Genomic DNA, 19,866 nt, shown 5'->3' on the forward strand with positions numbered 1-19,866 from the left:
CGGAGGGCCAGACGCGGATACCATCCAGGGAGTCGGACAGCGCTGTCCTTCGTACTCACGTAAGGAGCGCATCGTGACCGACCAGCACGACCACGACGGCCCGGACGCCGCGCTGCGCGCCGACATCCGCCGGCTCGGCACCCTCCTCGGCCAGACCCTGGCCCGCCAGGAGGGCCGCCCGCTCCTCGACCTCGTCGAGGAGATCCGCGCCCAGGTACGCTCCGACGTCCCGGCCGCCGCCCAGCGGCTCGGCGGGCTCGACGTGACCACCGGCACCAAGCTGGCCCGCGCCTTCTCCACCTACTTCCACCTGGCCAACATCACCGAGCAGGTGCACCGCGCACGGGACCTGCGCCGCCGCCGCGCCGTGCAGGGCGGCTGGCTCGACCAGGCAGCCAAGATGATCGCCGAGCGCGGCGTGCCGGCCGAGGAGATCGCCGCCGTCGCCCGCCGGCTGGCGGTCCGGCCGGTCTTCACCGCCCACCCCACCGAGGCGGCCCGCCGCTCGATCCTGTCGAAGCTGCGGGCCATCGCCGACGAGTTGGACACCGAGACCGCCAACGCGATCCTCTACGGCGCGAGCGACGAGGGCCCGGCCAACCGCCGGCTGGCCGAGCTGCTGGACCTCATGTGGCAGACCGACGAGCTGCGGCTGGACCGGCCGGACCCGACCGACGAGGCCCGCAACGCCATCTACTACCTGCGGGACCTGTACGCCGAGGCCGCGCCGCAGGTGCTCGACGACCTGGCCGACACCCTGCGCACCCTCGGCGTGGAGACGTCGCCGACGGCCCGCCCACTGAGCTTCGGCACCTGGATCGGCGGCGACCGCGACGGCAACCCGTTCGTCACCCCGGCGGTCACCCGCGAGGTGCTGACCATCCAGCACGAGCACGGCATCGCCGCCACCGAGAAGGCGATGGACCACCTGATCAACGAGGTTTCGGTCTCGCGCCGGCTGCGCGGGGTGTCGCTCGACCTCTCCGCCAGCCTCGCCGCCGACCTCGACGCGCTACCCGAGGTGGCGGCCCGGTTCCGCCGGGTCAACGCCGAGGAGCCCTACCGGCTCAAGGCGCGCTGCGTGAAGGCCAAGCTGGCCAACACCCGGCAGCGGCTGCGCCAGGGCACGGCCCACGTGCCGGGTCGGGACTACCGGGGCTCGGCCGAGCTGATCGCCGACCTGGACCTGCTGCGCGCGTCGCTGGCCCGCAACTCGGGGCAGCTCACGGCCGTCGGCCGGCTGGCCTCCACCATCCGGACGGTGTCCGCGTTCGGCCTGCACCTGGCGACCATGGACGTCCGGGAGCACGCCGAGAAGCACCACGAGGTGCTCACCCAGCTCTACGAGGCGGTCGGCGAGGTGCCGGACTACCCGGCGTTGAGCCGGTTGGAGCGCACCAAGCTGCTCGCCGACGAGCTGACCGGCCGGCGACCGCTGTCCACCCTGGACACCCCGCTGACCGAGTCGGCCCGCAAGACGTTCGACGTGTTCAGCACGATCCGCGAGGCGCAGGACCGGTTCGGCGCGGAGGTCATCGAGTCGTACATCATCTCGATGACCCTGGGCGTCGACGACGTGCTGGCCGCCGTGGTGCTCGCCCGCGAGGCCGGGCTGGTCGACGTGCACAGCGGCCGGGCCCGCATCGGTTTCGTGCCGCTGTTGGAGACCCCGGCCGAGCTGAACGCCGGCGGCGAGATCCTCGACGAGCTGCTGTCACTGCCCGCGTACCGGGCGCTGGTCGCGGCCCGTGGCGACGTGCAGGAGGTCATGCTCGGCTACTCCGACTCCAACAAGGAGGCGGGGATCACCACCAGCCAGTGGTCGATCCACCGGGCCCAGCGGGCGCTGCGTGACGTGGCCGCCCGGCACGGCGTACACCTGCGGCTCTTCCACGGTCGCGGCGGTACGGTCGGGCGCGGCGGTGGCCCCACCCACGAGGCGATCCTGGCCCAGCCGTACGGCACGCTGGACGGCGCGATCAAGGTGACCGAGCAGGGCGAGGTCATCTCCGACAAGTACACGCTGCCGTCGCTGGCCCGGGAGAACCTGGAGCTGACGCTCGCCGCGGTGCTCCAGGCGACGCTGCTGCACACCGCGCCCCGGCAGCCGGCCGAGATGCTGGAACGCTGGGACGCGACGATGGACGTGGTGTCCGAGTCGGCCTTCCGGTCGTACCGGTCGCTCGTCGAGGACCCGGACCTGCCGGCGTACTTCTGGGCGTCCACCCCCACCGAACTGCTCGGCGCGCTGAACATCGGCTCCCGGCCGGCGAAGCGTCCCAACACCGGCGCCGGCCTGTCCGGGCTGCGGGCCATCCCGTGGGTGTTCGGGTGGACGCAGACCCGACAGATCGTGCCGGGCTGGTTCGGCGTCGGCTCCGGCCTGGCCGCCGCCCGCGAGGCCGGGTTGGCGGACGTGCTGGCCGAGATGCACCGCAACTGGCATTTCTTCCGCACGTTCCTGTCGAACGTCGAGATGATGCTGACCAAGACCGACCTGAGCATCGCCCGTCGGTACGTCGAGACGCTGGTGCCGAAGAAGCTGCACCCGATCTTCGAGAAGATCGAGCAGGAGTACGAGCTGACCAAGCGCGAGGTGTTGGCCGTCACCGCCTCGCCGGCCCTGCTGGAGAACTCCCCGGTGCTCCAGCGCACCCTGGCCGTGCGCGACACCTACCTGGAGCCGCTGCACCACCTCCAGGTGGCGCTGCTGCGCCAGTACCGGGAGTCCGGCGCGGCGGGCCGGGCGGTCGCCACCGCACCGGGTGGTCGACGCGCTCCCAGCGACGGCACGGCCCTGGAACGGGCGCTGCTCACCACCGTGAACGGCATCGCCGCCGGCATGCGCAACACCGGCTGACCAGACAGCACGGCAACGGGCCCCGGTCGAGTCGACCGGGGCCCGTTTCGTATGTCGCTCAGCGCTCCGCGCCCGTCACCAGTCACCACCGCCGAAGTCGCCACCGCCGAAGTCGCCGCCACCACCGAAGTCGCCGCCACCGAAACCGCCGCCGCCGAAGTCACCACCGGCATAGTCGCCGCCGCCGAAGTCACCCGCCTGGTCGCCGCCACCGAAGTCGCCGCCCTGGTCGCCGTAGTCGCCGCCCTGGTCACCAGCGTCGCCGCCCTGGTCGTCGGCGTAGTCGGCGCCGTCGCCGAAGCCCTCCTGGTAGCCCTGGTCGTAGCCGTACCCCGGATCGGCGAAGGCCGGCGAGAACAGCGCGTCGGCGATCAGCATGCCGCCGAGCACGCCGGCGCCCGCGCCCAGCGCGGTCTTCCACCACGGCGTCGAGTACCAACCGGCCGGCACCGGCCGACCCTGGTACCGCCCACCCGGGTAGTAGTAGGGCGTGTCCCGACCGGGCTGCGGGCCCGCCCGGAAGGTCTGGCCCTGCACGTCGACCTCGCGCTCCTTGGTGAGCTGCCCGACGCCCCGCGCGGCGGCCAGCGCCGGCACCTCGGGGCCGGGGTCGATGCCCAGCGCCGTCCGCGCCGCCCGGATGTACGCCAACCCCTCCAGCGCGGTCTCCCGGGCGAGCGCGAACTGGTTCGGCGTCCGCGCCTGCTCCAACTGCGAGCCGGCCGCGTTGTAGCGCTCCCCCGCGTCGGCGAGCGCCTGCCGGACGGCGGGCTCCTCACCCTGCAGGGTCATCAACTGGCCGCCGAGGCGCTCGTACCACCGTTGCGCCTCGGCGCGGGCGTCGCCGAGCGCGACACGCCGCTGAGCATTGGACCGGGAGTAGGCGAGCAGGCCGGCACCCACCACGGCGGCGACGACGACCACCAGGCACAGCAGAGCTTCCATGTCAACGAACGTACCCCCGGGTGTCACGTCGCACCCGTCTGGCAAGCTCCGGTGATGGACGTCTCGACGTTGCTGGTGGTGGTCGTCTGCCTCGGTGCCGGCGGGGCGGTGGGTTGGTACGCGGCCCGGTCCCGGTCGGCGGCCGACATCGCCCGGCTGGACGCCACCCTGACGGCCACCCGCGAGGGCGAGGGGCGGCTGGAGCAGTCCATGCGGGCGTTGAGCTACGAGGCGACGGCGCAGTCCCAGGAGGCGGTGGCCCGGGCCGTGGCGCCGCTGCACGACAGCCTGCGCCGCTACGAGCAGCGGGTGGCCGAGCTGGAACACGACCGCGTCGACGCGTACGCCGAGCTGCGCGAGCAGGTCCGCTCGATGAACGTCGTCTCCGGTGAGCTGCGCACCGAGACCAAGCAACTGGTGGCCGCGCTGCGCGCGCCACAGGTGCGGGGCCGCTGGGGCGAGCACCAACTGCGCCGGATCGTCGAGGCGGCCGGCATGCTGGAGCACTGCGACTTCTCCGAGCAGGTGACCGCCGCCACCGACGATCAGGTCGTCCGCCCGGATCTGGTGGTACGCCTGCACGGCGGCCGGTCCGTGGTGGTGGACGCGAAGGCGCCCTTCGACGCGTACCTGACGGCCATGGAGGCCCGCGACGAGCGCGGCCGGGACACCTACCTCGACGCGCACGCCCGACACCTGCGCGGGCACGTCGACGCCCTGGCCGCCAAGTCGTACTGGTCGGCGTTCGACAGCTCGCCCGAGTTCGTGGTGCTGTTCGTCCCGGCCGACCCGTTCCTCGACGTCGCCCTCCAACGCGATCCGACGCTGCTGGAGCACGCGTTCGCCCGCAACATCGTGCTGGCCACGCCGGCCACCCTGGTCGCGCTGCTGCGCACGGTGGCCTACTCGTGGCGGCAGGAGGCGCTGGCCCGCAACGCGGTGGCGGTGCACACCCTCGCCCGGGAGCTGTACGGCCGGCTCGCCACCCTCGGCGACCACGTGGGCAAGCTCGGATCGTCGCTGACCGGCGCGGTGACCGCGTACAACCGGGCGGTCGGCTCGCTGGAGGCGCGGGTGCTGGTCAGCGCCCGCAAGCTCGCCGAGCTGGGCGTCTCGGACGAGGAGCTGGCGGCCCCCGCCCAGGTGGAGCTGACCCCGCGCCAGCCGCAGGCTCCGGAGCTGCTCAACGACGCCGACCGCTGACGGGGGGGCCGTTTCCCTAACGCCGGTTGGCGCTCTCGACGACGAACGGGATGCCCTGCTGGCAGGTGGTCATCGTGCCCTTTTCCACCCGGCCGGTGACGGTCACCCGGGCACCGGCGGTCAGCACGTCCCGGGGCCCGCCCACCAGCAGGTACCCGTCGAGGAGAACGCAGTTCGGCTCCACTCCGGCGGTGATCGTGCCGGTGAGCTCGGTGGCGCCGACCGGCGGCGGGACGGTGGGCCCGCCCGGCGACTTGATCGGCGGGGCGGGGGTGCTGGGCGACTCGGGGCTGCTGGGCGACGCGGGAGTGCTCGGCGACGCGGAGGCGGGCTGCCCGGTCGTCGCCGACGGTCCGCCGGGGGTGGCGGGACCGCCGGTTTCACCGCAGGCGCTCAGCGCCGCGCAGACGACCAGAGCGGGGACGACGAGCCGAAATGTCCTCATGCCGTCTTCGACGTACGGGACGGGCCCGGCGTTCCGCCGCGCTGGCGCTGGATCGTGTCAGCCGCGGGCCGCGGCGGCCTTCATGTCCCGCTTCAGCTCCTGCGGAAGCGAGAAGGTGAGCCGTTCGTTGGCGGTGGTGATCTCTTCGACGTCGGCGAAGCCGCGCTCGGCCAGATGTGCCAGCACATCGCGGACCAGGTCCTCGGGGACGCTCGCGCCGGAGGACACGCCGACCGTGCGGGCGTCGGCCAGCCAGGCGTCGTCGATCTCGTGGGCGAAGTCGATGAGGTGACCGGCGCGCGCGCCGGCGTCCAGGGCGACCTCGACCAGGCGGACCGAGTTGGACGAGTTCGTCGAGCCGACGACGATCACCACGTCGCACTCCGGTGCGATCTCCTTGACCACGTGCTGCCGGTTGGAGGTGGCATAGCAGATGTCGTCGCTGGGCGGGGACTGGAGCAGTGGCAGCCGCTGCTTGAGCCGGGCGACCGTCTCCAGGGTCTCGTCCACCGAGAGCGTGGTCTGGGAGAGCCAGACCACCTTCTCCGGGTTCCGCACGGTGACCTTGTCGACGCCGTCCGGGCCGTCCACGAGCTGGATGTGCGCGGGCGCCTCACCGGCGGTGCCGACGACCTCCTCGTGCCCCTCGTGGCCGATCAGCAGGATGTCGTAGTCCTCGGCGGCGAACCGCTTCGCCTCCTGGTGCACCTTGGTGACCAGTGGGCAGGTCGCGTCGATGGCCTTCAGCGAACGCTCCCGCGCCTGCTCGTAGACCTCGGGCGCCACGCCGTGCGCGGAGAAGATGACGGTCGAGCCCTCCGGCACCTCCTCGTTCTCCTCCACGAAGATCGCGCCCTGGGACTCCAGGGTCTGCACGACGTGCTTGTTGTGCACGATCTGCTTGCGGACGTAGATCGGGGCGCCGTACAGCTTCAGCGCCTCCTCGACGGTCTGCACCGCACGGTCCACACCCGCGCAGTAGCCACGAGGCTTGGCCAAAAGCACGCGCTTACCAGTCCGGAGATCAGTCACCCCCCCATCGTACGTGCCGCTGATCCCCCCGCACCCGCGCCCAAATCCCGGTGATCAAGAGGTTCGCGTCAGAAACGCGCCCGGATCCGACGCAAACTTCTTGATCACCGAGGGCCTCCGTAGGGTTGGGGGGTGAGTGGGGTGAGTGGTGTGGGTGGGGTGGGTGGTGGGGGCAGTGAGGGCCGGAGCAGCGCTGAGGAGCCTTGGCCTGTTCGTGTCGTCTCGCAGAAGGTCGGGGCGTGGATCGCCAAGCTGGGCTGGGTGTGGGTGGACGGGCAGGTGGCGCAGATCAGCCGCCGTCCCGGGGCCACCACCGTTTTCCTGACCCTGCGTGACCCGTCCGCCGACCTGAGCCTGACCGTCACCACCAACCGTGACGTGCTCGACGCCGGCGCGCCGGAGCTGCGCGAGGGTGCCCGGGTGGTGCTGCACGCCAAGCCGGAGTTCTACGCCGCCCGGGGCACGTTGAGCCTGCGGGCCGACGAGATCCGCCAGGTGGGTCTCGGTGAGCTGCTGGCCCGGCTGGAGAAGCTCAAGAAGCTGCTCGCCGCCGAAGGACTGTTCGACCGGGCCCGCAAGCGTCGGCTGCCGTTCCTTCCCGGCCGGATCGGTCTGATCACCGGCCGGGCGTCCGCCGCCGAGCGGGACGTGCTGACCAACGCGCGCCGGCGCTGGCCCGCCGTGGAGTTCCGGACGGTCAACGTGGCGGTGCAGGGCCCGTCCGCCGTGCCGCAGATCGTGGACGCGCTCAAGGTCCTGGACGCGGACCCGAGCATCGATGTGATCATCATCGCCCGGGGTGGTGGCGGCATCGAGGACCTGCTGCCCTTCTCCGACGAGGCACTGTGCCGGGCCGTCTTCGGCTGTCGTACCCCGGTGGTCAGCGCGATCGGCCACGAGACGGACACGCCGCTGATCGACTACGTCGCCGACCTGCGGGCCTCCACCCCGACCGACGCGGCCAAGCGGGTGGTCCCCGACCTCACCGAGGAGGTACGCCTCATCGGTCAGGCCCGGCACCGGCTCCAGCGGGCGGTGCGCAACCTGGTCGACCGGGAGTCGCACCGCCTCGACAGCCTGCGCTCCCGGCCGGTGCTGGCCCGGCCGCAGGTGATGGTGGAGCACCGTGCGACCGAGCTGGCCGCACTGCGTCAACGCGCCGGGCGCTGCCTGGACCACCGGGTCGCGGCCGCCGACGACGACCTGCGGCACACCCTGGCCCGACTGCGCGCCCTCTCCCCCGCCGCGACGCTCGACCGGGGGTACGCGATCGTGCAGCGCGCCGACGGGCACGTCGTCCGGGCGGCGGCCGAGGTCGGCAAGGGCGACCCGCTCCGGGTACGCCTCGCCGAGGGCGAGCTGGCCGCGACGGTCGGCGGGGACGTGGCGACGAAGTGACACCGACCGGGGTGTGCTGAGATGGACGCGATGACTGACGACACGAAGGCCGGGCCGGACGAGCGGCTCAGCTACGAGCAGGCCCGCGCCGAACTGGCCTCGGTGGTCGAGCGGCTGGAGGCCGGCGGCACGTCCCTGGAGGAGTCGCTGGCGCTGTGGGAGCGCGGCGAGGCGCTGGCGGTGATCTGCCAGCGCTGGCTGGACGGTGCGCGGGCGCGAATCGACGCAGCCCGTCAGGAACCGTCCGCCTGACCGTCGGGTGGGATGGCCGGAGCCACCCCACCCGTACGACGGTCAGTTGAACAGGCTGTACAGCTCGGCGGGCGCTTCGACGACCTGGTCCGCCGGCGGCTTCTGCGCCGGGGTGGCGGAGCCGTAGTCGGAGTACGTCATCTTGATCTCCTGGGCCGTGGTCTGGCCGGAGGCCGGGAGTTGCAGCGCCAGCTCGCTCAGCCGGCCCTGCGGGTCGACCTTCGCGGTGAACGGGACCGTCTTCGCCTGGGTGCCCAGCGCGGCGATCGTGGCGGCGTTCAGCGAGCCCGCCTCGGCGGCCTTGGTGACGTCGATGGTGCCGGCGTACGTGCCGGTGCCGGTGCTGCGGACCTCGGTGATGCCCTGGGTCAGCACCGCGCTGCCGGCCGGGTCGACCTTGTCGAAGTCGAAGCCGAGGTTCTTGTTGCCCTTGACGCGGGCCTGGTCGAGGTGCTGGTACTTACCGAGGTTGAGCTGCTTGATGGCGGGCAGGCTGTCGGCGGTGGGGCCGGTCAGTTCCAGCTTCACCCAGCTGTCCGGCTTGGCGTGGATCACGTCGAGCTTCATGGCCAGGTCAGAGGAGGGGCCACCGATGGCGAACTTCAGAGCGGCGCTCTGACTCGGCTGGTGCACCTGCCCCTCGGCCGTGGACCCGGCGCCGGCGAGGGTGAACCGGAAGTTGCCGTCGCTGATCGCCTTGGTGGAGTCGAGCAGGGCCTGCTTGGCGTCGCCGGACACCGGCGCACCGCCGGACTGGCTCGGCGCCCCGGACGCGCTCACCGTCGGGGACGCGGTTGACCCGGCCGTGCCGGTCGTGCCACCGGCGCAGGCGGCCAGGGCGGGCGTGAACAGGGCGGCGGCTACCAGGCCGGCACCCAGTCGTCGAACAGTCATACGTGTCTCCCAAGGGGGTCACCCGACTACCTGGTCGGCGCCGGAAACCGGGCGACGCGGCAGCCCTTCGGCCACGTCGCACAATCCGGGCCGAGCGGCGCGCCCGGATCGCTCTCTTCTTGTTCCCTGTCGACGCGTCGGACAATCACCCTTGTTGTCCGGTTGTTTGCGGGCAACCGGTGCCGAACAGAGCGGGCCGGGGTGACCTCTGGTCGCCCCGGCCCGCCCTGCGGCTTACTTGAACATCTCGTACGTCTCCGCCGGGGCTTCGACCACCTTGTCCGCCGGCGGCTTCTGGGCGCCGGTCCCGGCGCCGTAGCCCGCGTATCCGATCTTGATGTCGTGCGCGGCGGTCTCGCCGGCGGCCGGCACCGAGATGACCAGCTCGGTGAGGCGACCCTGCGGGTCCAGCTTGGCGGTGAACGGCAGCGACTTGGCCTGCGCGCCGAGCGCCTTGACCACGTCCTCGTCGAGGGCGACCGACTCCGCGGAGGCGCTGATGTCGATCTTGCCGGCGTAGCTGCCCTCGCCGGTCTTCTGCACCTCGGTCACGCCCTTGACCAGGGTCTCGCTGTCGACCGGGTCGAACGTCTCCGGGTCGAGCTGGAAGTCCTTGATCTCCTTGGCCTTGGTCTTGTCGAGGTGCTGGTACTTGCCCTTGTTCTTCGCCAGCTCGGGGACCATGGCCGCCATTTCGCCGCCGAGCTCCATCTTCACCCAGCTCTCCGAGTCGATGTAGATGAGGTCCATCTCCATCGACACGTCCTGGGAGGCGTCGCCCATCTTCATGGTCAACTGCGCGCTGTTGCTGGGCTTGTGCACCAGGCCACCGCCGGTCAGGTCGGCGCCCGCAATGGTGAACGTGAAGTCGCCCTTGGCCATCTCCTTCGTGGAGGCGAGCAGCGCCTCCTTCGGGTCGGCCGGTACGGCCGGAGCGGACGCGCTCGGGGCGGCGGCCGGCTCGGCAGCGTCGGACTTGCACGCGGCCAGGCCGGGGACGAGCAGGGTGGCGGCGAGGAAGCCGAAGCTCCACCGTCGAATGTTCACTGAGTTCTCACTTCACAAAAGGGGACATGGTCCGGCCACCGCGTGCGGGCCGGACCGAGCCGAGGGAGCGTACCGGACCGGCCCCCTCGGCGTGCGCCTCCTCGACTGTGGACTCCTCAGCCCAGCGCGCCGGCCAACTCCCGCAGTTCGTTGTCCCGCGCGTCACCGATCACGAGCACCGTGCGGGTCGGCTCCAGCAGGGCCAGCGCCTGCTGGTTCCCCCGGGCCGTGTACCGCTGCCACGTGCGCCCACTCAACTCGGTCGGCCCCTGTGGCTGCCCCTGGTCGGTCAGCTCGGCCGGCAGCAGCCGCTCGGCCGGCACGCTGCTCTGCACGAGCTGCACACCCCTGCCCTCCGGCGTCAGGTAGCCGATCCGCAGCGTCGCGCCACCCTCGACGCTCTGGTAGCGGGCGCTGACCGTACGCCATCCGGAGCCGAGCCCGTGCGGCTCGCTCACCGGGACCGCGTTCGCGGACCGCGCCTGTTCGATCGCCGGGGCGGGGTCGACGGTGGTGGCCTCGTCGCCGCCCAGGAAACCCCGGTAGAACGCCAGCAGCAGGGCGATCGGGACGAGCAGCACCAGCAGCGAGATCGCCATGTCCTTGGGTGACCGCTCGGACTTGCCCGCCGTCGCGGCCGCCCGGGGCGGCGACGGCCGGGCCGCCGGCCCCGGTCCGACGTGGGCCGGCTCGGCCACGGGGGTCGCCTCGTCGGCGACCAGGGCCGGCTCGCCGGTGGTCGGTGCCGTCGGATCCACCGGGCCCGTCGCGGCGGGCCCGGCGCCGGGGGCGTCCGGGAGGTCGGCCGGCGGCTGGCCGTCGGGCGGCGTCTGGTCGGCGGGTACGCGGTCAGCAGGCTGTGCGGGTTCCACCCTGCCATCTTCGCAGCCGCCCGACCGGCGGTATCCGGCCCATCACCGCCCCGCACCCGCGCTCGGTCGGCCATCGTGTGAGGATCAGCGACAAAGCCGGCAGCGACGCCACTTCGCCGCCGGCCGTCCCCGCACCGTCGCGAGGAGGAGCAGCCGTCATGACGAACACCAGGACCCGGATCCCACAGGATCTCGACCGCAACCTGGCCCTCGACCTGGTCCGGGTCACCGAGGCCGCGGCGATGGCCGCCGGCCGCTGGGTCGGCCGGGGTGACAAGGAGGGCGGCGACGGCGCCGCTGTCGACGCCATGCGCAAACTGATCAACTCGATCCAGATGCGCGGCGTCGTGGTGATCGGCGAGGGCGAGAAGGACAACGCCCCGATGCTCTTCAACGGCGAACACGTCGGCGACGGCACCGGCCCGGAGGTGGACGTCGCGGTCGACCCGGTGGACGGCACCACGCTGATGAGCAAGGGCATGCCGAACGCCCTCGCGGTGCTCGCCGTCTCGGAGCGAGGCGCGATGTTCGACCCCAGCGCGGTCTTCTACATGGAGAAGCTCGCGGTCGGTCCCGCGTACGTCGACGTGATCGACATCAACGCCGGGGTCAGCGAGAACCTGCGCCGGATCGCCAAGATCAAGGGCACCGACGTCTCCGAGGTGACCGTCTGCGTGCTGGACCGCAGCCGCCACGAAGACCTGGTCACCCAGATCCGCCGGACCGGCGCGGGCATCAGGTTCATCTCCGACGGCGACATCGCCGGTTCCATCCTGGCGGCCCGCGGCGAGTCGGACGTCGACGTGCTCATGGGCATCGGCGGCACCCCGGAGGGCATCATCTCGGCCTGCGCGCTCAAGTGCATGGGTGGCGCCATGCAGGCCAAGCTGTGGCCACGCGACGCCGAGGAGCGGGAGAAGGCCCTCGCCGCCGGGCACGACCTGGACCGGGTGCTCGGCACCGACGACCTGGTCACCGGGGACAACTGCTTCTTCGTGGCGACCGGTGTCACCTCCGGTGACCTGCTGCGCGGGGTGCGGTACCGGGCCGGCGGCGCGTACACCCAGTCGATCGTCATGCGCTCGAAGAGCGGCACCATCCGGGTCATCGACTCGTACCACCGGCTGGAGAAGCTGGCGCTCTACTCCGCGGTCGACTTCGACGGTCGCCCGCTAGCCGAACAGGAGTGAGCGGCACCGGCACCGCGGCTCCGCCGACCCTGCCAGCCACCCGCCGGATCATCGGTGTCGCGCTGGCGTCGGTCGCCGGGGTCGCGGTGGCGGCGCAGTCTCGGATCAACGGCGAGCTGGGCGTACGCCTGGCCGATGGTTTCGCCGCCGCGGTGGTCTCCTTCGGGCTGGGCCTGGTGGTGCTGCTGGTGCTGGTGCCGGCAACCCCTGGCGGGCGGCGAGGGCTGCTCGCCGTACGGCGGGCCCTCACGGCCGGCACGCTGCGCCCGTGGCAGTGCCTCGGGGGAATGTGCGGGGCGTTGCTGGTGGCCACGCAGGGGCTCACCATCGGCTCGCTGGGGGTGGCGGTCTTCACCGTGGCGGTGGTGGCCGGCCAGTCCGGTAGCAGCCTCGCCGTCGACCGCGCCGGCATCGGCCCGACCGGTCGGCAGCCGGTCACCCGACAGCGCCTGGCCGGCGCGGTGCTCACGGTGCTCGCGGTCGTCCTGGCGGTCGGTGACCGGCTCGGCGATCCGGGCGGGCTGGCGCTGGCGCTGCTGCCCCTGCTGGCCGGGGTGGGCATCGCCTGGCAGCAGGCGGTGAACGGGCAGGTCCGGGGGGCGGCCGACAGCGCGTTGACCGCCACGCTGGTGAACTTCGCCGTGGGCACGGCAACCCTGCTGGTCGCGTTCGCGGTCGACATCGCCGTACGCGGCTGGCCGACCGGTCACGCGCCGAACGAACCGTGGCTCTACCTGGGCGGCCCGATCGGCATCGTGTTCATCGCGATCGCCGCCGCGATCGTGCGGACGACAGGTGTGCTGCTGCTCGGCCTGGCCACCATCGCCGGCCAGATCGTGGGGGCCGTACTGCTGGATCTGGTGCTGCCCACAGCGGCCTCGCACCCCAGCGTGAACAGCCTGCTCGGGGCCGCACTGACGTTGGTGGCCGTGCTGATAACCGCCCTGGCCCCACCCGCCGCCCAGCCGTGACCGTTGGCAGCTTGATCCACTCTGGTTCATCGAAACCGCGCTGTCCCACCGCCTCCGACGCCCCGATGTTCAAGAACCCGAGTGGATCAAGGCGCAACCCGGTAGGGCGGGTAGGGCGGCGAGTCGCGCCGATTCTCCTCGCGGGCCGGGTCGGCCAGCCTCGCGAGCCGGACCGCCAGCAGCAGGCCCGGCACGGTGGCCAGCCCGGCCAGCGCGACGGCCACCCAGGTCTGCCCGAGTGTGCCGTTCACCCAGCCGGCCAGCGGTAGCGAGGCCAGGATCACGGTGAGCAGCAGGTCACCCACGGCCAACCCGACCCAGTGTCCCGGAGCAAAGTTGAGCCACGCGACGAGAAGCAGCGCGCCCGCCGCCAGCGCGCCCAACGGCACGACCAGGAACAGCACCGTGACCACGACGCTCGTCGCGTCGACCCGGGGCCAGCTGGCATCCAGCACGAGTCCGGCCAGCACGATCGTGACGGCACCGGCGATCCCCCACCCGCGACCGCCGCCGCCACGTCGGATCGCCAGATGACCGGCGAATACGGTGACCACGCAGCCGAGCAGCAACGCGAGCCCGAACGCGAGCCAGACGTCGACCCCGCGTTGGACCCGCCCGCCGTCGCGCAGCGGGGGCAGTTCGGGCGGACCAGTCGCGGACGGCTGCTCACCGAGGAACCCGACGCGCCGCCACCCGCCGTCCGACAGGCGACGCAGGAAGCCGTCCCGACCGTTCGCGACCAGCACCTCGTGGCCGCCGCCCAGGTGTGGATAGACGACCAGTTCCCGGGAGGAGAAGTGACGGCGGGCGTCGCCGGGGGCCGGATAGCGCTGGGCCAACGCGTCGCGCCGCGGGTCCGGCACCTCCCAGGCAACCTGCCAGGTCACGCCGGCGTCGTCGCTCTGCTCCACCCGAAGGTGCCCCGGTATCACCCGGTAGCAGCGCCGTGGGTCTTCCGGCGCACACGCCCGCTGACGCGGGGAGTCCTGGCTGTTCAGCCGTCCCGTCTCGTCAACGGTGGCGTTTCGCCAGGTCACCGCCCCGTCGTTGCTGACCGCCCACTGGCCGTCGGCCGGGTCGTCCGGCCAGAACGACGCGTCTTCGGAGCCCTCGCCGACCGAGATCGCCGGACGGCCGTCAAGCATCGTCGTACCCAGCGCGTACGGAAACCAGGCCGCACTGGTGGCGGCCACCGCCAACACCGCCGGTGGCAGGACCACCAGCAACCGGACCAGCCGGGCCGTCCGGTGCCGCACGGGTCGTCTCCGCGCCCGCGTCCAGCTCCACCACGCCAGGCCGAGTGCCGGCAGCGTGAACAGGTCGGTCCGGTCGGCCCGGACCAGTGACGGTCCCGCCAGTGCGGTCCAGGCCGAGGAGGCCAGCTCAGCGGCGTACCCACTGGATTTGACCACCGCGAATCCGGCGCCCACCGCGACCAGGCCGACCAGCGCGGCCCTGCGGGCCGGCAGCCGCGGCGCCAGCAGCGTGAGCAGCACCGCGACCAGCGGCGGAGCGAGCACCAGGCCCGCCAGGTCGCTCAGCTTGCCCGTCACCAGGCCCGGATACGCCGCCTTCCACAGCCGGTCGTTGAGGACCAGGAGGACGAGCGCGAGCAGAGTCGTCGGGTGGCAGAGCCAGGCCAGCGTCGTGGGTGCGCCATCACGTGCCTTCCCGGTCCCCGTCATTCCCTCAGGGTCCATTCGACCCGTCTCGAACCGGACACGAACCGGTCAGTGTGCGATACCGACCGTCAGCCCACGTCGGAGGAGTGCCCGGGGAACAGGTGCGCGCTCGGGTCGATGGCGACCGCCGCGTTGTTGACGGCCGTGGCGGCCTCGCCGAAGCCGGTGGCGATCAGGCGCACCTTGCCCGGGTACTCGGTGATGTCGCCGGCCGCGAAGACCCTCGGCAGGTTCGTCGCCATCGCGCTGTCCACCACGATGTGCCGGCGGTCGAGCCGGAGCCCCCATTCGGCGAGGGGGCCAAGGTCGGCGGTGAAGCCGAGGGCGGCGACAACCGTGTCCACCGGCAGGGTCTCGGCCGCGCCGCCGCGCACGGTCACCTCGGCGCCAGTCACCTCAGCGTCCCCGATCAGGCGGGTGACCTCGGCGTTCACGATCACCCGCACCGGCAGCGACAGCACCCGGGCGACCGTCGAGGCGTGCGCCCGGAACTTCTTCCGACGGTGCACGAGGGTCACCGAGCGGGCCAGCGGTTGCAGGGCCAGCGCCCAGTCGAAGGCCGAGTCGCCGCCGCCGACGATGAGCACGTCCCGGTCGGTCAGCTCGGCCGGGTCGGTCACGAAGTAGACGATGCCGGCACCGGGGGCGCCGTCGGCGCAGGGCAGCGGCCGTGGGCTGAAGCTGCCGAGCCCGCCGGTGACCACGACCGCGCCGCAGCCGAGCTGCTCACCGCCGGCCAGGCCGAGCACCGGCCGGTCATCGGTGTACGACAGCTTCTCGGCCCTCGTGCCGAGCAGGTACCGCGGAGCGAAGGGCGCCGCCTGGGCGACCAGGTTGGCGACCAGGTCACGACCCTTGACGGCGGGGAAGCCGGCCACGTCGAGGATCAGCTTCTCCGGGTACATGGCGGTGACCTGGCCGCCCGGCTCCGGAAGGGCGTCGATCACCGCCACGGACAGGCCCCGGAACCCGGCGTAGTACGCGGCGAAGAGGCCGGCGGGACCGGCTCCGATCACGGCGACATCGACCTCGCGCATGGCGTACCGTCGCTTTCCGCTCGCGGATCAACGCGTGCTGATCTCGACGGTAGGCGGGGCGCGGCGGTCGGGCAAGCATGTCCCAGGGGCGCGCCGACAAGCAGGTCAGGGCAGGCTGAGGGTGGATCCCGAGTAGTCCGGACCGTCCACCGTGGGTCGGCGGCGGCGGAACAGGATCGCGGCCACCACGCCGCCGAGCAACCCGAACAGGTGCCCCTGCCAGGAGATCCGCTCGTCGGTGGGGAGGATGCCGACGAGCTGCCAGCCGTAGAGCAGGCCGACGAGCAGGAAGACGGCGAAGTTCCACCAACTGCGCTCGACGATGCCGCGGGTGAGCAGGATGCCCAGGTAGCCGAAGATCACCCCGCTCGCGCCGACCACCACCGAGTTGGGTGAGCCGGTGAACCAGACCCCGAGGCCGGAGACCAGGATGATGACCAGGGTCGACCACAGGAACCGCCGGGCGCCGGCGGCCAGCACGAAGGTGCCCAGCAGGATCAGCGGGATGCTGTTGCTGTAGAGGTGGTCGAAGCCGTGGTGCAGGAACGGCGAGAAGAAGACACCGTCGAGGCCGTCGATGCGGTGCGGGATGATGCCGGCGGTCGCGTCCAGGCCGAACGCGAGCCCCTGGTCGATCGCCTCGATGAGGAAGAGGAACGGGACCACCGCGCACATGGCGACGAAGGCCCGGCCGAGGGCGGCGTAGAACGCCTCGGTGCCGAACCGGAACGGGTCGCCGCTTGGCGGATGCAGGCTCACCCCCCAACTGCTATCAGCAAAAGGGGCCGACCGCCACTCACGTCCTGACCGGGGTTACGCGCGACGGCGGGGCGGGTGGTCGCCCACCCGCCCCGCCGTCGTACGTCGTCAGTAGTGATTGTTGTTCTGGAAGTAGGTCCAGGCGCCACAGGGCGTCTTGTACTTGCCCTTGATGTAGCCCAGGCCCCAGATGATCTGGGTGGCCGGGTTGGTGCGCCAGTCGTCGGCGACCGTGCCCATCTTGCTGCCCGGCAGTGACTGCGGAATGCCGTACGCGCCGATGGGGTTGGCGGCCTTGTGGTTCCAGCCGCTCTCCTTGGTCCAGAGCTTCTCGAGGCAGGGGAACTCGGCGATGCCGAAGCCCTTCTCGAGCATCAGCGCACAACCGATCTTGCGGTTGCCGCTGTACTCGGCGCAGGAGGCCGGGATCGGCCCGTCGTACGGCTTGGCGGCCTTCTCCGCCTCTTCCCGCTCGCGCTTGCGCGACGCGGCGGCGGCCTCGGCCCTGCGGGCCCGCTCAGCGGCCTCCTTGGCCGCCTGGGCCGCCCGCAGCTTGGCCTGGTACTCGGCGGCCCGCTGCCGCGCGAACGCGACCTGGTGGCTGGCCTGGCGCTCGCGCTGGTAGGCGAAGTCGACGCGGTCGACCTCGACGCCGACCTGCGCGGTCAGGCCCTGCTGCTGAGTTTCCCGGTCTTCGCCCAGGTAGAAGCCACCGGCGACGCCCACGGAGAGCAACGCGACAGCGGCCGTACGGGCACCCAACCGGCTCCACAGCCGACTCACGAAGTGGTCCCTTCGTCGGGGGCAAGGACACGGCGCGGCGCCGGGCCACGTCAGCCCTCAGCCGTGCCGTGAGCGCCCCGACCGGTGAGCCGGTCGCGCCGACGCACCGATCGCCACTGATGCCGCCCTGACCTCGGGCAAGCGATCACCGACGATGCCTGTGGTGCGTGGGCGCTCGTGGGACACCATCGCGCACAGTGAGGCACATGGGAAACCGACCGCGCCGTTTGTGATCTGCGCCACACCTAGAATAGGGACGAAATGCTACAAAACCCCCATCACTGCGGGATGTCCTCGAGAAGATCGGTCACCATGGCGGCGATCGGCGACCGCTCCGAACGGCTGAGCGTGACGTGGGCGAAGAGCGGATGGCCCTTCAACGCCTCGATCACCGCGGTCACACCGTCGTGCCGGCCGACCCGCAGATTGTCCCGCTGGGCCACGTCGTGGGTGAGCACCACCCGGGACCCCTGCCCGATCCGGGACAGCACGGTGAGCAGCACCCCGCGCTCCAACGACTGGGCCTCGTCCACGATCACGTAGGCGTCGTGCAGGCTGCGCCCCCGGATGTGGGTCAGCGGCAGCACCTCGAGGATGCCCCGCGAGGTGACCTCCTCCAGCACGTTCTCGTGCACGACCGCGCCGAGCGTGTCGAAGACCGCCTGCGCCCAGGGCGACATCTTCTCCGACTCCGACCCGGGCAGATAGCCCAGCTCCTGACCACCGACGGCGTAGAGCGGGCGGAAGACGATCACTTTCTTGTGCCGGCGACGCTCCATCACGGCCTCCAGGCCGGCGCAGAGCGCCAGCGCCGACTTGCCGGTGCCAGCCCGGCCGCCCAGCGAGACGATCCCGATCGTCTCGTCGAGCAGCAGGTCGAGGGCGATTCGCTGCTCGGCCGAGCGGCCGTGCAGCCCGAACGCCTCACGGTCGCCCCGGACCAGGCGGACCGACTTGTCGGGCAGCACCCGTCCGAGCGCCGAGCCGCGCGCCGAGTGCAGCACCAGCCCGGTGTGGCAGGGCAGCCCGGCCGCCTCGTCCAGGTCGAGCGTCTCGCCCGCGTACAACTGGCCGATCTGCTCCTCGCCCAGCTCCATCTCCGACATGCCGGTCCAGGTCGGGTCGCTGGCCTGACCGTGGCGGTACTCGTCGGCGCGCAGACCCACCGAGGCGGCCTTGACCCGCAGCGGCATGTCCTTGCTGACCAGCGTGACGTCCCGCCCCTCGGCGGCGAGGTTGAGCGCCACCGACAGGATCCGGGCGTCGTTGCTCTCGGTGCGGAACCCGGGGGGCAGTACGCCGTCGTCGGTGTGGTTCAGCTCCACCCGCAGCGTCCCGCCCGCGTCGTTGGCGGGTACCGGTCGGTCGAGGCGGCCGTGCCGGATGCGCAGTTCGTCGAGCATCCGCAACGACTGCCGGGCGAACCAGCCCAGCTCCGGATGGTGCCGCTTGCCCTCCAACTCGGTGATGACCACCAGTGGCAGCACCACCTCGTGCTCGGCGAAGCGGTGGAACGCCGCCGGGTCGGACAGCAGCACGGAGGTGTCGAGAACGAAGGCCTGCCCCGCTGGTCGGGGCTCCTTGTTCTCGGCCGGCGCGGCGTCCGCCGCACGGCGGCTCCGGGCGGCGCGGCGGGTCGTGGCAGTCGCGGCCGGGGTCTGGTCGGCACCGGCGGTGGTACGGCGAGTCGTCACAGGCCTGCTCCGACGGATGGGCACCCGGCCACCCGTTTTCCGCCTCGTCCGGTGCCCGGAGGGGTCGGATGCGGAACCCCGTGCGCGAGGTCGCAGATCCGGGTGGACCGGCTGGCTCGGGAGAACCCCGCGCCATGCCTAGACGCTAGCGGCGCAGGACCGTCCCGGCTAGGGGCGATCGTGGATCTCTGGAGACGGCCGTGTGAACAGCGCCGGACCGACGAGCCGGCGCGGGACGACGCGCGGCGTCCGGCACCGTGGCGGCCGGGCGCGGCGAGCCGGCCGGGATGCATGCCCCCTGCGCGCATCCCGGCCGGCGGGGCCGCCGCCACCGGTCTGACGTGGCCCCGACGGTGCGTGTCCGCCGCGGACGACGCACCGCGTTCCCGCGTGCCGGTCGGCGGGACGCTCGGAGGCGACCCGCCAGCCGGCTCAGCCGGTTCGTCGAACGAGCGTGCCGGTCGGGTGCCGCCCGGTGATCGGGGCAGCCGGCGCGGTGAACGACGAGCCGGTGTAGGTGGTGCCGGGGCGGGTCACCGCGTCGGGGCGGACGACCGTGCCGGCGGAGCGGACGGCCCCCGGGGAGGAGACCGACAACGCGGAGGCGATCGCCGCCTGGGCGTCGCGACGGCGGCGGTTCCAGGCGCCCCGGTCCCCGTCGAAGTAACCCTGGCGGTAACCGAAGCGATAGCCGATGCGGTAGCTGAGCTGGCCGTGCAGGCGACCGGCGGCGTAGCTGGTGGCGCCGAGCACCAGGACGAGGAAGACCACGAGGAACGGGCTCATCGGGCGCCCCCCGCCC

Annotated in this window: 18 protein-coding genes; 6 read left to right on the forward strand and 12 right to left on the reverse strand. The window is 72.2% G+C overall.

Going from position 1 to position 19,866, the window contains the following annotated elements; all coding sequences use genetic code 11:
- Nucleotides 1-73: 73 nt before the first annotated feature.
- The gene (ppc, locus tag ACIBTX_RS00175; protein WP_357130155.1) at nt 74-2,860 is read left to right on the forward strand and encodes a phosphoenolpyruvate carboxylase; all 2,787 of its coding nucleotides are present in this window, start codon (nt 74-76) and stop codon (nt 2,858-2,860) included.
- Nucleotides 2,861-2,935: 75 nt separating this feature from the next.
- Here ppc and ACIBTX_RS00180 read toward each other — a convergent pair whose 3' ends face one another.
- A complete protein-coding gene (locus tag ACIBTX_RS00180) occupies nt 2,936-3,805 on the reverse strand; it encodes a hypothetical protein (RefSeq protein WP_357174984.1) in 870 nt (289 codons plus the stop codon).
- A 54-nt stretch (nt 3,806-3,859) separates the two neighbouring features.
- On the opposite strand from ACIBTX_RS00180, the gene ACIBTX_RS00185 reads away from it, so the two are divergent.
- The gene (locus ACIBTX_RS00185) at nt 3,860-5,008 is read left to right on the forward strand and encodes a DNA recombination protein RmuC (protein ID WP_357130161.1); all 1,149 of its coding nucleotides are present in this window, start codon (nt 3,860-3,862) and stop codon (nt 5,006-5,008) included.
- Between the two features lie 16 nt (nt 5,009-5,024).
- On the opposite strand, the gene ACIBTX_RS00190 is transcribed toward ACIBTX_RS00185, so the two are convergent.
- Nucleotides 5,025-5,453, reverse strand: coding sequence for a hypothetical protein (locus tag ACIBTX_RS00190; RefSeq protein WP_357130164.1), 429 nt, complete (start codon nt 5,451-5,453; stop codon nt 5,025-5,027).
- A 57-nt stretch (nt 5,454-5,510) separates the two neighbouring features.
- Complete coding sequence (locus tag ACIBTX_RS00195; protein ID WP_357130416.1) at nt 5,511-6,509, reverse strand: 4-hydroxy-3-methylbut-2-enyl diphosphate reductase; 999 nt, start codon at nt 6,507-6,509, stop codon at nt 5,511-5,513.
- Between the two features lie 108 nt (nt 6,510-6,617).
- On the opposite strand from ACIBTX_RS00195, the gene xseA reads away from it, so the two are divergent.
- Nucleotides 6,618-7,883 carry an exodeoxyribonuclease VII large subunit gene (gene xseA / locus ACIBTX_RS00200; RefSeq protein ID WP_396831746.1) on the forward strand — a complete coding sequence of 422 codons (1,266 nt, stop codon included), beginning with the start codon at nt 6,618-6,620 and terminating at the stop codon, nt 7,881-7,883.
- Between the two features lie 30 nt (nt 7,884-7,913).
- Nucleotides 7,914-8,135, forward strand: a complete 222-nt coding sequence (locus ACIBTX_RS00205) for an exodeoxyribonuclease VII small subunit (protein WP_355048864.1) — start codon at nt 7,914-7,916, stop codon at nt 8,133-8,135.
- Nucleotides 8,136-8,177: 42 nt separating this feature from the next.
- Here ACIBTX_RS00205 and ACIBTX_RS00210 read toward each other — a convergent pair whose 3' ends face one another.
- From ACIBTX_RS00210 to ACIBTX_RS00220, 3 genes are all read right to left on the reverse strand, one after another.
- Nucleotides 8,178-9,029, reverse strand: a complete 852-nt coding sequence (locus ACIBTX_RS00210; RefSeq protein WP_396831748.1) for a hypothetical protein — start codon at nt 9,027-9,029, stop codon at nt 8,178-8,180.
- Nucleotides 9,030-9,263: 234 nt separating this feature from the next.
- Entirely contained in the window at nt 9,264-10,076 is an 813-nt protein-coding gene (locus ACIBTX_RS00215; RefSeq protein WP_355048866.1) for a hypothetical protein, read from the reverse strand.
- Nucleotides 10,077-10,192: 116 nt separating this feature from the next.
- Complete coding sequence (locus ACIBTX_RS00220) at nt 10,193-10,948, reverse strand: DUF4245 family protein (protein ID WP_357130174.1); 756 nt, start codon at nt 10,946-10,948, stop codon at nt 10,193-10,195.
- Between the two features lie 158 nt (nt 10,949-11,106).
- Between ACIBTX_RS00220 and glpX the strand changes: the two genes are divergently transcribed.
- Together glpX and ACIBTX_RS00230 are read left to right on the forward strand one after the other, a co-directional pair.
- A complete protein-coding gene (gene glpX, locus ACIBTX_RS00225; protein WP_357130177.1) occupies nt 11,107-12,138 on the forward strand; it encodes a class II fructose-bisphosphatase in 1,032 nt (343 codons plus the stop codon).
- Entirely contained in the window at nt 12,135-13,109 is a 975-nt protein-coding gene (locus ACIBTX_RS00230; protein ID WP_357130180.1) for a DMT family transporter, read from the forward strand. Before glpX ends, ACIBTX_RS00230 begins: the two co-directional genes overlap by 4 nt.
- 86 nt (nt 13,110-13,195) lie before the next feature.
- On the opposite strand, the gene ACIBTX_RS00235 is transcribed toward ACIBTX_RS00230, so the two are convergent.
- The 6 genes from ACIBTX_RS00235 to ACIBTX_RS00260 all read right to left on the reverse strand — a co-directional run bounded on the left by ACIBTX_RS00235 (nt 13,196) and on the right by ACIBTX_RS00260 (nt 19,850).
- Nucleotides 13,196-14,794, reverse strand: a complete 1,599-nt coding sequence (locus tag ACIBTX_RS00235; RefSeq protein WP_396831751.1) for a hypothetical protein — start codon at nt 14,792-14,794, stop codon at nt 13,196-13,198.
- Between the two features lie 65 nt (nt 14,795-14,859).
- The gene (locus ACIBTX_RS00240) at nt 14,860-15,828 is read right to left on the reverse strand and encodes an NAD(P)/FAD-dependent oxidoreductase (protein ID WP_396831752.1); all 969 of its coding nucleotides are present in this window, start codon (nt 15,826-15,828) and stop codon (nt 14,860-14,862) included.
- 105 nt (nt 15,829-15,933) lie between these two features.
- Nucleotides 15,934-16,587, reverse strand: a complete 654-nt coding sequence (locus tag ACIBTX_RS00245) for a rhomboid family intramembrane serine protease (RefSeq protein ID WP_357130188.1) — start codon at nt 16,585-16,587, stop codon at nt 15,934-15,936.
- A 108-nt stretch (nt 16,588-16,695) separates the two neighbouring features.
- Entirely contained in the window at nt 16,696-17,370 is a 675-nt protein-coding gene (locus tag ACIBTX_RS00250; protein ID WP_357130192.1) for a lytic transglycosylase domain-containing protein, read from the reverse strand.
- A gap of 278 nt (nt 17,371-17,648) precedes the next feature.
- Nucleotides 17,649-19,064, reverse strand: coding sequence for a PhoH family protein (locus ACIBTX_RS00255; RefSeq protein ID WP_357130195.1), 1,416 nt, complete (start codon nt 19,062-19,064; stop codon nt 17,649-17,651).
- A gap of 432 nt (nt 19,065-19,496) precedes the next feature.
- On the reverse strand, nt 19,497-19,850 hold the full coding sequence (locus ACIBTX_RS00260; RefSeq protein WP_357130198.1) for a hypothetical protein: 354 nt from the start codon (nt 19,848-19,850) through the stop codon (nt 19,497-19,499).
- Between the last annotated feature and the right edge of the window lie 16 nt (nt 19,851-19,866).

The organism is Micromonospora sp. NPDC049359 (assembly GCF_044466585.1).
In the GTDB taxonomy this organism is placed as follows: domain Bacteria; phylum Actinomycetota; class Actinomycetes; order Mycobacteriales; family Micromonosporaceae; genus Micromonospora.